At 42.3% G+C, this 14243-nt stretch carries 12 protein-coding genes; 8 read left to right on the top strand and 4 right to left on the bottom strand.

Annotated elements, in window-relative coordinates:
* Positions 1-252 precede the first annotated feature (252 nt).
* Positions 253-636: a DUF2147 domain-containing protein gene (locus AC21OG_RS04245; protein WP_486545188.1), complete on the top strand. Its 384-nt coding sequence runs from the start codon at positions 253-255 to the stop codon at positions 634-636.
* A gap of 255 nt (positions 637-891) precedes the next feature.
* On the opposite strand, the gene AC21OG_RS04240 is transcribed toward AC21OG_RS04245, so the two are convergent.
* A complete protein-coding gene (locus AC21OG_RS04240; protein ID WP_487376037.1) occupies positions 892-3366 on the bottom strand; it encodes a neutral/alkaline non-lysosomal ceramidase N-terminal domain-containing protein in 2475 nt (824 codons plus the stop codon).
* A 101-nt stretch (positions 3367-3467) separates the two neighbouring features.
* Here AC21OG_RS04240 and AC21OG_RS04235 point away from each other — a divergent pair, with 101 nt between their 5' ends.
* Positions 3468-4121: a YchJ family protein gene (locus tag AC21OG_RS04235; RefSeq protein WP_487376035.1), complete on the top strand. Its 654-nt coding sequence runs from the start codon at positions 3468-3470 to the stop codon at positions 4119-4121.
* Between the two features lie 160 nt (positions 4122-4281).
* Here AC21OG_RS04235 and AC21OG_RS04230 read toward each other — a convergent pair whose 3' ends face one another.
* From AC21OG_RS04230 to AC21OG_RS04220, 3 genes are all read right to left on the bottom strand, one after another.
* Positions 4282-5238: a class II glutamine amidotransferase gene (locus AC21OG_RS04230; RefSeq protein WP_487376034.1), complete on the bottom strand. Its 957-nt coding sequence runs from the start codon at positions 5236-5238 to the stop codon at positions 4282-4284.
* Positions 5239-5580 (bottom strand): putative signal transducing protein, encoded by a 342-nt coding sequence (locus AC21OG_RS04225; RefSeq protein ID WP_487376033.1) that lies wholly within the window; start codon positions 5578-5580, stop codon positions 5239-5241.
* A gap of 202 nt (positions 5581-5782) precedes the next feature.
* On the bottom strand, positions 5783-7036 hold the full coding sequence (locus AC21OG_RS04220; RefSeq protein WP_487376032.1) for a homoserine kinase: 1254 nt from the start codon (positions 7034-7036) through the stop codon (positions 5783-5785).
* A gap of 722 nt (positions 7037-7758) precedes the next feature.
* Here AC21OG_RS04220 and hisF point away from each other — a divergent pair.
* From hisF to glmU, 6 genes are all read left to right on the top strand, one after another.
* On the top strand, positions 7759-8529 hold the full coding sequence (gene hisF, locus AC21OG_RS04215; RefSeq protein WP_487376031.1) for an imidazole glycerol phosphate synthase subunit HisF: 771 nt from the start codon (positions 7759-7761) through the stop codon (positions 8527-8529).
* A 232-nt stretch (positions 8530-8761) separates the two neighbouring features.
* Positions 8762-9283, top strand: coding sequence for a 6,7-dimethyl-8-ribityllumazine synthase (gene ribH, locus AC21OG_RS04210; protein ID WP_486545178.1), 522 nt, complete (start codon positions 8762-8764; stop codon positions 9281-9283).
* A 260-nt stretch (positions 9284-9543) separates the two neighbouring features.
* Positions 9544-10389: a transcription antitermination factor NusB gene (gene nusB / locus AC21OG_RS04205; RefSeq protein WP_487376029.1), complete on the top strand. Its 846-nt coding sequence runs from the start codon at positions 9544-9546 to the stop codon at positions 10387-10389.
* Positions 10390-10668: 279 nt separating this feature from the next.
* Entirely contained in the window at positions 10669-11805 is a 1137-nt protein-coding gene (gene thiL / locus AC21OG_RS04200) for a thiamine-phosphate kinase (RefSeq protein ID WP_487376028.1), read from the top strand.
* Positions 11806-11832: 27 nt separating this feature from the next.
* The gene (locus AC21OG_RS04195; protein WP_487376027.1) at positions 11833-12450 is read left to right on the top strand and encodes a phosphatidylglycerophosphatase A family protein; all 618 of its coding nucleotides are present in this window, start codon (positions 11833-11835) and stop codon (positions 12448-12450) included.
* Positions 12451-12809: 359 nt separating this feature from the next.
* Positions 12810-14174: a bifunctional UDP-N-acetylglucosamine diphosphorylase/glucosamine-1-phosphate N-acetyltransferase GlmU gene (glmU, locus tag AC21OG_RS04190; protein WP_487376026.1), complete on the top strand. Its 1365-nt coding sequence runs from the start codon at positions 12810-12812 to the stop codon at positions 14172-14174.
* The last annotated feature ends 69 nt before the right edge of the window (positions 14175-14243 follow it).

Below are 14243 nucleotides of genomic sequence, written 5' to 3'. Positions count from 1 at the left end.
ATAGTTTGTTGATTTAGTGCTTTTTTTTGATAAAATTATCGTTATAATCAGTTATAGCACTCATGGCAGATAAATAAAAAATATCTTGACCGCTCTACCTTGAGCCTCTAAGATATCCAAACCATGAATTACGACATAATAGATTAGCTGCTAATTATTTAGACAACTTTCAATTTTAAGCTAATCTCTCTTATGGCTTGTATTTAGTTTTAAGTACTCAAGTTAACATTTTCTCTCGAAAGGAATCGCATTATGAAATTATTAAATCAATCTGTTTTAGCTCTTTCAGCTCTAGGTCTTGCAACAGTCGCTATGGCTGCTGATCCGTTAGCCAACACGACTTGGCAAACGTATGACGATGGTGAGCCAAAAGCGCTTATCAAAATTACTGAGTCTGGTGGTGCCTTAACTGGTAAAATCATCTCTACTAACCGTGCTGAAGGTAAAAAGTATGTTGGTCGCACGGTGATCTCAGGTTTGAAAGCTGATGGTGGTGGTAAGTATAGTGGTGGTAAAATCACTGATCCAGAAAACGGTAAAACATATCGCTTAACTGCGACGCTAAGTGGTAATACTTTAAAACTTAAAGGTCACTTAGGTCCATTCTCACGTAGCCAAACGTGGAAAAAGAAATAAGTTAATCTAAAATCGTATGCTTGAAGTGTATGACTAATAGCTCATACATAATTCAACTACTATAAGCGATTAAAGACACCTTATTATAAGAAGCCAGACTCTAGAAGTCTGGCTTTTTTTGTCTGTTAGCTATGCTATACATTAGTTATTCTATAAATTAGCTTTGCTATAAATAAGTACGGTATCAATTAATGGGTGGGTGGTTCTAATAGTACTTATCTTTTAAACCTAGTCTTAGTAAACCTTAGCCGTGACTTATCGAACCTCAAAAGAGCGTGATCGACCCGAATAAGGGGTGATGGTATCGTCCCAACCGTTTTTCCAATCGCCTTGATGGACAATACGGTAGGTGCCAGTGGGCGTCTTATCAGAGATTCGCCACTCAATCGTAACCCTACTATACGCAACCCCTTCACGTTGCCAATGGTAGGTGGTATCGAAGTCTCTATCGGTAAGATAATCTACCCACTGTCCATTTATTAAGCGTTGTACCTTTAAAAAGGTATCTTCGGTACGCAGATTATTTTTTGGATGGGCGCCACGGAACACAACGTGAGCGGTCTCGCCTTTTTGATAGCTCAGTGTGGGCGGTGTTAGTACTTGTCCCCAGTGTTGATGTATCGGCTTGTCATCGTAGAGTACCCCTGGTCTTTCAGCAAACTTTTGAGCAGAACGATCAGGTGGTGCAATAGCGCTGTCTATATTAGTGTCTTCTCGTATCGCTTGCGCCAACTGGGTATATTCTTGGATAAAGGCATTACTTTGATAGGGCCCATACTCGGTGGATGCCCCTTCATAATGCTGTAAGGCGTACTCTTCAGGCGTTGTTATATAACCTGTATAGTTATTAGCGAGACCGTTTACTATTACCGTATCTACTCCTATTGGTTTTAATTGTTCAAGTACCGCAGAGCGTAGATGCCGTCCTACCATTGTGGTAGGTTCACCTGGTATGGCGACAATAGCAAGATTGCCAATGCGCATCAGTTGCACCGGTTGTTGGCTAGTGACCCAGCCCCATTGCCCCGTCGGAAGTAAGACTGGCTTTTGTGCCTGACAGTCATCTTGATTGACTGACGATACAAGGCTAAAAGCACCTCGGGTAACACTGCCGACAACAGAAGTATCTACTTTATTGACGCTATCAGAGATGCGTAAGGTATCACGAGTCATTCCTTCATATATGCCAGGGATATTTGAGGGACCATTTTCAGCACCCGCTGCAAAAGAATAGCCACGTGCCGGTAGGCATAACGTCTTGTTACCAGCGCCATCTGTAAATTTAGCATCAACCTGATAGCCATTTAAGTCGATCCAACGCGAGCGAGTCGACACAGAACCTGATACTAGTCGTCCCTTGTCCCACAGATCAAGCGCCTTGTTAAGCTGGAGTGATCCATCACGGACGACATTATCCCACTCATTATCACTGCCTTCAAAACCAGGAGCTGAGTTGGCATTACCCCCTGCAGCTACCACATCCCCTTCATCAGCATTGGCGAAAGCGGCAACAAACGGATGCCCATAGCGCTGAGCCATGGAGGATTCGATACCGAGCTGAGCCACCCCTTTGTTGTCTGCGCTCAAATATTCGAATTGGTTACTAAAGCTGGTCGGATGTATCGCAAACCAGTTGATCAGACCTAAAGGCGTACCATCTAGGGCGTCGAGGCGCAATTGGGTCATCAGCTCATTGACGTTGCTATCGTATTGCTTGGCATCAGGATTCATATTATAGGCGGATACTGAGCGATTTTTCGTAGCGCCTTGCAGTTTATCTTGAGCTATAGATAAGGTACCTGGGGTCAATGAGTGATGAGCACGCTCAATTGAAGTGACAATACCGTCAACTATGGCGTTAAAGTTTTGGCTACTATAGCCGGCACCGGTGTCGTCTTTACTGGCAATTTGATACAGTCTTTGATGAGAGTAGCCAGCATTGCCGACATGGGTATGGGTGGCCGTAAGCATGACATTACTATCGGTGTAAAGCGTGCCATATTTTGTGTGTAGCTTTTTAATGACGGCTTGTTTCACGGCAGTGAACATGGCGCCCATGTCTGCTGAAACATAAACCACACGATGCTCTGATGGATTATCTTTGTCGTTATCTTTGTCAATATTGGAATAGGTTTTTGAATTATAATGTGCGTCTGAATTAACCTTAGCGCCTGAGTCATGAGTAGTGTCTACATGATGACTTTGTTCAGACTGTAGCGACTGATGTGAGCTTGAGTTGTCTTCTGCAATAATAAAAGCATGCGCATATAAACGGTCGTTAAGACCCTCAACCACCTGTTCAGCAGCATAACCAAACATGCCTGTCTCAGCGGCAGCTCCAGTAATATCTGCTTTACCAGCACCAATTAAGTACTGGGTTGCTCTAGGCTTAGGTGTACTAGTCTCAGAGGCATTTGATTTAGAGGGATTGAAAATAGAGGAGGGTGTGGTGTGGCTAGGTAACGCTTCATATGATTGTTGGTCAAACGCTGCATTGTCAGGCTCTACTAGGTGAGGCTGTATTTTGTCAGGTGCTATTTTGTCAGGTGCTATTGGATAAGGCGCGCTGTCTTTGGATGTATAGATATTAGAGGCAGCAATAGCATTGTTGAGAGAGCCATCAAGGAGAAGGTTAACAGTATCGTTCAACGGGTCTTGTGTCTCGTTTAGTGCTGTATAACACGCAGTGGTAAGAGCAAGTGCGCTAGAACAAAGTGTATTTAGTAGCATAGTAACCGTCTCAGTTTTGTCTAACGACCCTAGTATCTGTTAGAGTTTCGTCAATGATAATGAATCGATGGTTTTATCAACATCGTTTAGAGGCTTAAAATATGATATCCAAAATCTGTCCCTGTCGCATACAGCTGACTGAGCCAAACACTCAACGTTTTGAGTCTACTACGCCCAAATCTAGTCAGGAGAGTCATGCTCTAAGAGCTCTAGACTCGAAATTAGATAAACCAAATAGTCAACTTACCTATAGTGAGTGCTGTCAGCCGTTACATGAGGGTAGGGAAGTCGCCGAAAGTGCTGAAGCCTTAATGCGCTCTCGTTATTCGGCGTTCGTCTTAGCATTCACCGACTATATCGTGTCTACGACAGTGCCTGCTCAGCAAGCATATCTTGATAGGTCAGCAATTCAGGAATGGGCGTCACAAACCGATTGGGCCGGCTTACAAATAGTGCATCACGACCCAAAGCTTGGCAAGCGTCATGCTCAAGTCGAGTTTAAAGCCTATTATCATGACTTACAGTCTGGTCAATCTGTGCTCTTAGCCCATCATGAGCGGTCCACATTTGTCAAACTAAAAGCGGGGCAAGGGGTGGCAACTACCATCGAACAATTATCAACACCATCCACAGCGCCATCCACAGCAAAGTGGTATTTTTTAGACCCAACTGTCCCAATTCGCCTGACTCAAAAACAGCCATGTCTTTGTGGTTCAGGCGAAAAGTTTAAGCGCTGCTGTCGCCAGTATCTGTGATAAGACGCTTAGGGTCTATTAGGTATGAAGGGTTAGCATAGGGTGTATAGCGATAGAGCTCACAATTATTGTGTTGCATATCTTGTGTTGCGTGACTCTTAACGATAATAGCAAGCAATATAACCGCCAATGTATAACTGCCAATAATCAACAATTAATTTTAAAGGCTCGCCCCAACCTCGCGCGCTATGGCGATACCCTCTTCAATGGTTAAATATTTGCGTAAGCTTGGTGTGTCTTGGAACAGAATGTCACCGTCACGAAATACCAAGCACTCATTGACCGCTAATTGTTGCCACTGTTCATTTTCAGTTAAAGGAACGGTTACCAAAATAGTGACTTTGTCTTTATCGGTCGTGACATCACTAAAATTAATTGATAAGTCATCATCGGCAAGCTTAGCTTCACCAAACGGCGCCTTACGTGTTAGATAAAATAATAACGAATTGGCATAAGCCAGTTGCCAGTCTCCATTAGATAACAAACAGTTAAAGAGCCCATTAGCCGCTAAATAGCGACATTGAGCGGTCAAAAATTTAAACAGCTCTTCGTCCGAAGGTCGTTTTTTATAAGTCGATTTCAAACGATTAATAAGGTAACAAAAAGCAGCTTCTGAGTCTGTGGTACCGACTGGGCGGCAATACTCACTATTACCATTATCCTGTAAACGCTGACAACGCTTAATAAAACCTTCGGTCATTTGCCCATTATGAGCGAACACCCACTGCTCGCCCCACACTTCACGAACGAAGGGGTGGGTATTAGCCAGACAATTCGTTCCTTGAGTGGCTTTGCGAATATGAGCAACTACATTTAATGCTTTGATAGGATAGTTTTTTATCAATTCAGCGACGGGCGACTCAAAGCTAGGCTTATCATCGTGAAAGACTCTAAGCCCACGGCTGCGATTTTTGGCGGTGTTAGCCTTATCAATCTCAGTAGAGTCAGTATCATTCGTGTCAGCGTCTGCATAAGTCGTACACCTATTCGGCTCAAAGAAGGCAATCCCAAAACCATCGTTATGATGGTCTGTATTACCACCTCGGTGCTGAAAACCCGAAAAACTGAATCCAATGTCTGTCGGAGTGTTGGCATTCATGCCTAATAACTGACACATTTATAACTCACCACCTTGGTCTCTAATTGGCTGATTAACATTGGTCTGATCAGCCTCATTTTCTAAGCGACTGTCTAACTCACTGTCTAAACCATTGTCTAAGTTATCGTCTAATTCGTTGGCAATAGAACCTTTATCAATATTATCTAAGATTTGTTTTGCGGTCTCTAAATCATCATTTTTAACCCAAATGACACTGCCTGAATTCATGCCAGGTATGGCACTTAACGTTTGTACAGACACAGGGATACCATTATTCTTTAATAAGTTGGCATGCAGTTCACCCTGAATATTGGTGTCATAGCTAGCCAGCTTATGCCAGTCATCAATGTGGTCGCTCATTATATTTTCCTTTTGGCAAATCAGGACCAGTCGTGCAGATCATTGATTTTGATTAATATATTTAGTCGATAGTAACGTTTGATCATAAACATCAGAGTCTGATCAAATAGACCTTACGCTTTGCAAATTGACTATTTAATTATTGTTTCACGTGAAACAAACCTTTCATTAAAAGAAGACTCTAAGTTAAAACAAACTAGGCTTAAGAGTCACTAAATCCAGAAGACCAATTGATCTCACCTAAGGGATAGGCATCAATATGAAAGCCATTCGGATAATTTTTAAAGCCCGGCTTGTCTTTAACTTTTTCTATCGCAGCCCGCGCTTGACCCTCACTAGTGAATATCCCAACAAGAGAACAATCCTCAAGGATATCATCCCTATTGTCATTTTTGAAGCGGGCATGTTCTAGCACATAGACCGTCTGCTGTTGATGACGTAATTTTTCTACCTCACCCCAATGATAAGCGGCTAAACGCTTCATCAAGTCTGGGTTTTTCACCATGATATTATCGCCAGTACGACCTTGCTCACGGTTATAATAAATCACATTTAAGCGTAGTAACCAAAAAGTAACTGCAGCCATAGCCAGCATAGTAGGCATGGCCGCTTGCTCTGCTTCATTTAAGGGACGTATACTTTGATAGCCATCAATAAAGGCGTTCATTTTTTGGGTGTTAAAGTTGACCGACTCACCATCACCCGCATCGCCCCATGTGGTACAAAAGTCATTAATGGTAATGGCAATATCCATCACATAATGTTCAATGCTAACCTCAGTAAAATCAAGCAAGCCGGTTAGCTGTTCCTTACCTTCACTAAGATCCCATAAGGTATTATCGGCAAACATGTCTAAATGACACAACCCTTGCGGTAAGCTTGATAAAGGCAAAGTCTCATAGCTTTGCCAGATATCTTGCATCAGTTTGGCTTCATCGGCTGGCATAAACTGAATTTCGCGATCACGCACTTCATGCCAAGGATACAAAGGGACTTCATAGTCTTCAGCGGGTGTCAAACTCTGAAGGCTGTTGTGCAATGTGGCCAACGCTTTTCCCATTTTGTAACACATGTTAGCGGTGGTAATGGTCGGATGGCTACCAGATAAGCAGGGCACTAATGTAATGGCTTTACCTTCATAATGGATCAAATAATCATCAAAGTCTTCAGCTTTCTCTTTAGCTTCATTGGATTGTTTGGCTAAGGGGGCTGCAACAGGTAGCGTGCCTTTAAGACGATTTAGGATAGCTGCCATTTTGGCGATATCAGAAGGGGGACGCTCCTCAAATAAGGTAAATACATACGAGTACTCACCGTCATCATCTTCTGTGGTTTGGATAAACCAGTTTGAGTTTTTGATGCCTTGAGTGATGGGAATGGCCTTGGCAAATGACACCCCAAAGGTTTGGCAAAAATCAGTAAATTGGTCATGAGACAGATGGGTATAAACAGACATGAGCTTCTCTTATGGGGCTATTAAAGATGAGTAATACCAAATCTATAAAATAATCTACCCTTGATAGAGTCGGGCAGGCTCATTATATGGACTGTGTGTCGCATTGGCATTCGCCTTCTTCGATAGGTTAATTTCAGATTTGGTATCAATTGTTTAAAGGTTTTTATTTTAGAGTGTTGTTAAAAATATTTAGATAAATAATTTGAAGATTATATAGCATATTCATACTCTCATTATATACTTAAGCTGACAAGGAGCATTTCACTCAATAATAAGTCTTAAGTGTGACGTATGATGCCTTTGACTGCATTGATGTTATCTTATTTTAAACACTGTTTTATAAAAGCAATGTTAAAACAGCTATGGTATAAAAACTGTGTTATAAAAGGTGCCCTGAATAATAGGGTCGGTGTATGACATCTATTAAAGAACTATTTTAAATAAATGGACTATTTTTAGCCACAAGATATCTACCCACCACCCACCAAGGCTAATACCTTTTCTATAAAACAACCTATCTTTGTCAGGCTCACTAAACCTATTATTTATAGCGTTTGTATTCGCCTTTCTCTATAGGTTGATTTATAGATTTGGTATAAGTTGAGGTATCACTCAATTTTAGCAAAAATCGAGTGTTTAATTTTGCTAAAATGCGGCAATAGAATACTAATAAGCTAAACGTTAACCAAGATGAATGTCATCGAACTCATAAGGCGCAACCGATGTTAGCAAAACGAATTATTCCATGTTTAGATGTTGATAATGGCCGTGTGGTAAAAGGGGTGCAGTTTGTCGATATTAAAGATGCAGGCGATCCAGTAGAAGTAGCTAAGCGTTATAATGAGCAAGGAGCAGACGAGATTACCTTTCTCGACATTACTGCCACTCACCATGGGCGAGAAACCACGTATGACATGGTCGAGCGTATTGCTGAAACGGTATTTGTCCCCCTTACTGTCGGCGGAGGCGTTCGTAAACTTGAAGATATTCGTAACTTATTAAATGCTGGAGCGGACAAAGTTGCCATCAATTCAGCCGCAGTGTTTACGCCAGAGTTTGTGGGAGAAGCGGCCGCTAAGTTTGGCAGTCAATGTATTGTGGTGGCGATTGATGCGAAGCGAGTAGAGGATATCGATGGCCAGCCAAGATGGGAGATATTTACGCACGGCGGGCGTAAACCAACAGGAATAGATGCCGTTGCTTGGTCAGAAAAAATGGCAGACTTGGGTGCAGGCGAGCTATTGGTTACCTCAATGGACGGCGATGGCACCAAAAAAGGCTATGACCTAGCACTTATGAAAGCCATCACTAGCCGTGTCAATATCCCAGTGATTGCCTCGGGCGGTGTGGGCAACTTGCAGCATTTGGCCGATGGGGTGCTCGAAGGCGGTGCGGATGCAGTATTGGCAGCCAGTATCTTTCATTTTGGTGAGTATACCGTCAGTGAAGCAAAACAGTTTATGGCAGAACAGGGCATTGAGATGCGTCTTTAAGCCATTTTCGTCATTGAAACGTCTGTTTACCAGAGATGTATATCCCTTGTTAGCCTGCTTATAAAGCGGATGATTTGTCTTGAATAACCGAACTAATAACAACAAATCACTGCTAATTTTATCCTCAAAAAATGTTATGATAACAGTCATTTTTATTCATATATATCTGCCTGCTCATATCTATCTATTTTGCTCAAATAGATCTTATTAATCATTTCATTAGGATGCCATTATGCAAGATTTACAAAAAGAACGTGACGCCATTACTCACCTTGAAGGTAATTTATATCAAAATACAGATGCCCGTATTGGTATCGTTGTTGGACGTTTTAATGCCTTTGTCGTCGAGTCATTAGTGGATGGTGCGATAGATACCTTATTACGTCATGGGGTATCTGGTAGTAATATCAGTGTGATTCGTGTACCTGGTGCTTTTGAATTGCCTTTAGCGGCGCAGCGTGCTGCTGAGTCTGATCGCTTTGATGCCATCGTGGCGCTAGGTGCAGTTATCCGAGGCAGTACGCCGCACTTTGACATCGTTGCAGGTAGCTCTGCCAATGGTCTGAGCAGTGTCTCAATGGATTACAATATTCCAGTGATTAATGGCATTATTACGACTGATAGTATCGAGCAGGCCATTGAACGCTCAGGCACTAAAGCCGGTAATAAAGGTGCTGAAGCTGCATTAGTTGCGCTTGAGATGATTGCAGTACTGTCGCAACTTGAAGTCGATTATGATGAAGACGAAGACTAGTGTAATAAGTTAAGCTGCCTGTTTGTATGGCGCTCAGATTAACGTTAGGACATGATTTAACATTAAGTTTTTATAATGCGTCAGTCTTAAAACGTTTAGCGCCAATTTCGATAGCGAGCGTTTAACACCATAGTCCGAGTCTGTTAACCCTAAAAGGCTTGCGCAGCTTTTAATTCAGCTATAGCCGATGTTTTAAAAAGACCCAAATCCATAGTCATAGTAACGTCAAAGCCCCTCTTTGATGATAGGTATTTATATCCATGAGTAATCAACATCCGGTACAACCTGCAGACACCTCTCATTCAAATCTTCAGTCAGATACTAACCCTAAGCTTGACCCTAAGTCTGACTCTAAGTCTGACTCTAAGTCTGATGATCAGTTTGATATTAGTGAATCCACGTATAAGACAAGTCACACTGCTGTGCGAAAAGCACGCCGTTTTGCATTACAAGGGTTGTATGAGTGGTTAATGACAGATCGTCGCTTTGAGCAGTCAGGTCAAGTCGAATGGAAAGAAAATCCACCCCATGATATTGCGGCGCGTACCCGTGCTACGAATGCCATGCATACCGTGCACTTGGGTTATTATCATACGATGATGCGCGAGATTCCACAGCAAATAGATGAGCTCGAAACGTTAATTGCTCAACACTTGGATCGCGGTATTGATCAGATTGATAGGGTTGAGCATGCGGTTTTACTCATTGGTGCTTATGAACTAAAGCACAGCTTACATATTCCCTATAAAGTGGTGCTCGATGAAGCGATGAAGCTCAATACCCACTTTGGGGCGACCGACGCCCATAAGCTAATCAATGCGGTAATGGACAAGCTTGCAGCAGAGCTTAGAGCAGTTGAGGTAGAAGCGGATACCGGTAGTGGCTATAAGCACAAAAAACAACAAACCAAAGCGAAGGCCAAACAACAAGAAGCGTCATCGAAAGACAACGGCTTTGACAAAGCCAAGGATGGCGACAGTCAGGTTGATAATGACACTCAGTCGCTCGATTCAGAGACAACAGCGGATACGAGCATTCCCCAAACCGAGCAGACACGCCAGCCCAAACCAAGGATTGGTCTAAAATCCAAAAAACTTAATAAGTAACTTCATAACCAATAAACCTAATAAGCAACTCTATAAATAATAAGCCTAAAAAGTAACTTAAATCAAAAGTTAACGCCTAGCCGACATTGTATGATACGGCATTTTAGTATTTTACGATAGCTTTAAAAAAAGCGCTTTTCATACTGGACTACAGTGTTTAAAGCTACAGTGTCTAAATTAAGATCAGCAGAGTGAAAGAAAGCTTTGCAGACTCTCTAAATACAGCAACAAACATTGAGAATGAGTTGTGCATTAACCCCTCTTTAAGGATGACGCAGGATGACGGAATTTGAGCTGATTGAACGTTATTTTAACCAGCAGCACCTTAATCAACAGCAAGATGACAGTCAGTCTGCTGAGCAGGCAGCAATCACCAAAGGTTTGGGTGACGATGCGGCAGTGGTGACGTTAAACGGCTCAGTCAATCAATGGGTAACCTGTGTGGATACGCTGGTTCAAGGGCGCCACTTTAGTGAGGATTGGGATCAGGTGTCATCATTGGCCTTTGCGATTGGCTATAAATCTGTGGTAGTCAATGTCTCTGATATCGCTGCTATGGGGGCGACGCCGCATAGTATTTTACTGGCTTTGGCATTACCTGAACGCTTGGCGCATCAAGATTGGCTAAGTGAATTTGCCAAGGGTTTGTTTCATGCTTGTACTCAGTATGGTGTGCGTCTGATCGGTGGTGATACGACTCGTAGTGATAAGCTGGTCATCAGTATAACTGCTAATGGCATCATGCATAAAGGGGTATCGCCAATATATCGTCATGGTGCGCAAGTGGGCGATAAAATCTATCTCTCAGGCACGGTTGGTGATGCCAGTTATGCCTTATATCACCCTGACAATGAGGTTGGTCAACACCTTGCTCATCGCTTGCATATGCCCACACCACGCGTCAAATTGGGTAAGACCTTGTCTCGTCTTTCTCAAGCAACCTCAATGATAGATATATCAGATGGATTGGTGCAGGACTTGGGTCATATCTGTCAGCAGAGCAGGGTTGCTATGCGGGTTGATTTAGAGACGTTACCTGCTAGTGAGCCTTTACAGCAGATAGAGATAAGTGAGAGACTACGGTGTCAATTGACAGGTGGTGACGATTATGAATTGGCCTTTACCTTGCCAGCATCCGTGAGTCTTTCAGATGAGTTTATGGCCTCGGTGAATACTCAAATAACTTGTATCGGTGAGGTAATAGCTTGTGATAGCACCTTGCATAATAGGGCCTCGCAAGAGTGCGCTCAAAATAGCCGCCAAACCCCAGTAGCTCCTACTTCAGATACTTTGGTTAATCCATCGATTAATCAGCGTGTAAAACTGCTGTATCAAGGTAGTGAGGTAACACAAGAAAACCCTTATCCGTTTACACAGTTACCTGACTTAAGTGGCTATCAGCATTTTATTCACTAGCACACCAAGTTTAAGGAATGCCTTTATATGTCACCTCAGTCTGCTTCAAATGATACCAAAGAGACACCGCCGAGCCATAAACCAGATATTCGCAAGGCAAATACTTGTCCGCCTTTACCGATAGGCGCAACTTTGCTTGATAAAATAGTCTATTGGCTGGGTATTGGACTGGGTAGTGGGTTACCGAAGCGTGCGCCCGGTACTTGGGGGACATTAGGCGGGCTTGTCATTGCTTTGCCGATGCTTCAGTTGGGTTTTATCGCTTTTTTAATGCTGACCATATTTGCGAGTATTATTGGCATATGGATATGTGATCGCACCTCTCATTTGATGCAAGTTCATGATGACCCGCATATTGTTTGGGATGAGTGGGCGGGTATTTGGATAAGCTTAATTCCGCTATCCTTTATTATCAGCTATGTCCCTCAGTATTTGACCCTGGGTACTTATTGGTTTGCGATCGGTTTGGCCTTTGTATTATTCCGCTTTTTTGATATTACTAAACCCAACCCTATTAGATGGGCGGATGTTAAGGTATCGGGTGGACTGGGTATCATGTTAGATGATATCTTAGCCGGTATTATGACGGTAGTCGCTTGGCTGATGATTGTGGCTAGCCTGCTGGTTTTTTACCCCTCCTCTTAAAATTTGTGTCTTTCTATTCATTGTAGACGTCAATCGCCAATTATGGGACCTAAATACAACTCGTTAAATAATGAGAACTTCACTACAGTTGTTATAAAAAGGCATATAATAAAAATGTAACCTAGCTTTGTAATAATGCCTCTTTTTTTAATTCGCAGTTTGCTACAGACCTTTTTGACATTGCTGGATTCTATATTATTCTTATTTAAAGAGCTTAGGTCTGTTTGATGATTTGTTCTTGATAGGGAGTTAAATTATCCTCAAGACTATATTTTTATAATGATGACGTGTGAATGAACAATTAGATTTTTTATTTGATAGACTTTATTTTTATCGCTTTTGTTAATAGTTGAAAACTTATGGATAACACGCTTACGACGATCATTCTTGCCGCTGGCAAAGGCACCCGCATGCAGTCAGCTAGACCTAAAGTATTGCAAACTTTAGCCAATAAACCCTTATTAGCGCATGTATTAGATACCTGCCTTAGTATCAAAGTTGATAAAACCATTGTGGTATATGGATTTGGCGGAGACCAAGTTCAAAAGGCGATGGCCGACTACAACGTGACATGGGTAGAGCAAACCGAGCAGTTAGGGACAGGTCACGCAGTGAGGGTCACGTTGGATGATTTACCCAAGGACGGTAAAAGTTTAATTCTATATGGTGATGTGCCATTGGTTGGCGCCGAGACATTAACGAAGCTAAAAGAGGCGAATACGGAAGGGCTGTCTATGCTGACCTTAACCGTAGAAAATCCTTTTGGTCTAGGTCGTATTAAACGCAATGAACAAGGTAAAATTGTCGCTATTGTTGAGCAAAAAGATGCCACTACTGAAGAGCAAGCCATACGAGAGATAAATAGTGGTATTTATTGTGTAGACAACGCTTTATTGCATAAATATCTACCTCAGTTGTCAAATGATAATGCACAACAAGAATACTATCTTACCGATATTGTGAAAATGGCCGTTGCCGATGGAGTTACTATAGCCGCTATTGAGCCTGATCGAGCGTTTGAAATTGAAGGGGTTAATAACCGTCAACAATTGGCTCAACTAGAACGCAGTTGGCAAGCAAAACTGGTCGAAGACTTGCAAGTAAAAGGGGTGCAGTTTGCAGACCCAAAACGTGTGGACATACGTGGCGAGATAAGCGTTGGTCAAGATGTGTTTGTTGATGTTAATGTGATATTTCAAGGCAACGTATCGATAGGTCATAATGTGACTATTGAGGCCGGCTGTATCATTAAAGACAGTCAAATCGGTGACAATGTGCATATAAAGCCTTACTGTGTATTGGATGAAGCTAAGATAGGGAATGAGGCTACTGTCGGTCCTTTTGCACATCTACGTCCTCATACTGTGTTGGGCGATAACACAAAAGTGGGTAACTTTGTCGAGATGAAAAAGTCGACGGTTGCTCAAGGCAGCAAAGTGAACCATTTAAGCTATATTGGCGATGCTGAAGTCGGAAGTAATGTGAATATTGGCGCAGGGACGATTACTTGTAATTATGATGGTGTCAATAAGCATAAAACCATCATTGGTGATAACTCATTCATAGGCACAAACTCATGCTTGGTTGCACCGGTAAAAATCGGTCATACTGTTACCGTAGGTGCAGGCTCAGTCATCACGAAAGATGTAGATGACAATGCACTGGCAATAGGCCGGGGACGTCAAGTACAAAAGGATAATTATCAGCGTCCTACTAAGAAATAACGTCAGTTATCCAATAAGTGCTATAAAAGAAATGTTATAAATCGAAGACGTCACAAGACAAAAAGTCAG

This window comes from Psychrobacter sp. CX5 (genome assembly GCF_057621535.2).
Note: the sequence above shows the minus strand (reverse complement) of the source record. Positions and strands in the feature narration are given on the sequence as shown.

Excerpts from the sequence above, each read along its gene's own strand:
- AC21OG_RS04245 (WP_486545188.1), top strand. The coding sequence starts at position 253 with ATGAAATTATTAAATCAATCTGTTTTAGCTCTTTCAGCTCTAGGTCTT.
- AC21OG_RS04240 (WP_487376037.1), bottom strand. The coding sequence starts at position 3,366 with ATGCTACTAAATACACTTTGTTCTAGCGCACTTGCTCTTACCACTGCG.
- AC21OG_RS04235 (WP_487376035.1), top strand. The coding sequence starts at position 3,468 with ATGATATCCAAAATCTGTCCCTGTCGCATACAGCTGACTGAGCCAAAC.
- AC21OG_RS04230 (WP_487376034.1), bottom strand. The coding sequence starts at position 5,238 with ATGTGTCAGTTATTAGGCATGAATGCCAACACTCCGACAGACATTGGA.
- AC21OG_RS04225 (WP_487376033.1), bottom strand. The coding sequence starts at position 5,580 with ATGAGCGACCACATTGATGACTGGCATAAGCTGGCTAGCTATGACACC.
- AC21OG_RS04220 (WP_487376032.1), bottom strand. The coding sequence starts at position 7,036 with ATGTCTGTTTATACCCATCTGTCTCATGACCAATTTACTGATTTTTGC.
- hisF (WP_487376031.1), top strand. The coding sequence starts at position 7,759 with ATGTTAGCAAAACGAATTATTCCATGTTTAGATGTTGATAATGGCCGT.
- ribH (WP_486545178.1), top strand. The coding sequence starts at position 8,762 with ATGCAAGATTTACAAAAAGAACGTGACGCCATTACTCACCTTGAAGGT.
- nusB (WP_487376029.1), top strand. The coding sequence starts at position 9,544 with ATGAGTAATCAACATCCGGTACAACCTGCAGACACCTCTCATTCAAAT.
- thiL (WP_487376028.1), top strand. The coding sequence starts at position 10,669 with ATGACGGAATTTGAGCTGATTGAACGTTATTTTAACCAGCAGCACCTT.
- AC21OG_RS04195 (WP_487376027.1), top strand. The coding sequence starts at position 11,833 with ATGTCACCTCAGTCTGCTTCAAATGATACCAAAGAGACACCGCCGAGC.
- glmU (WP_487376026.1), top strand. The coding sequence starts at position 12,810 with ATGGATAACACGCTTACGACGATCATTCTTGCCGCTGGCAAAGGCACC.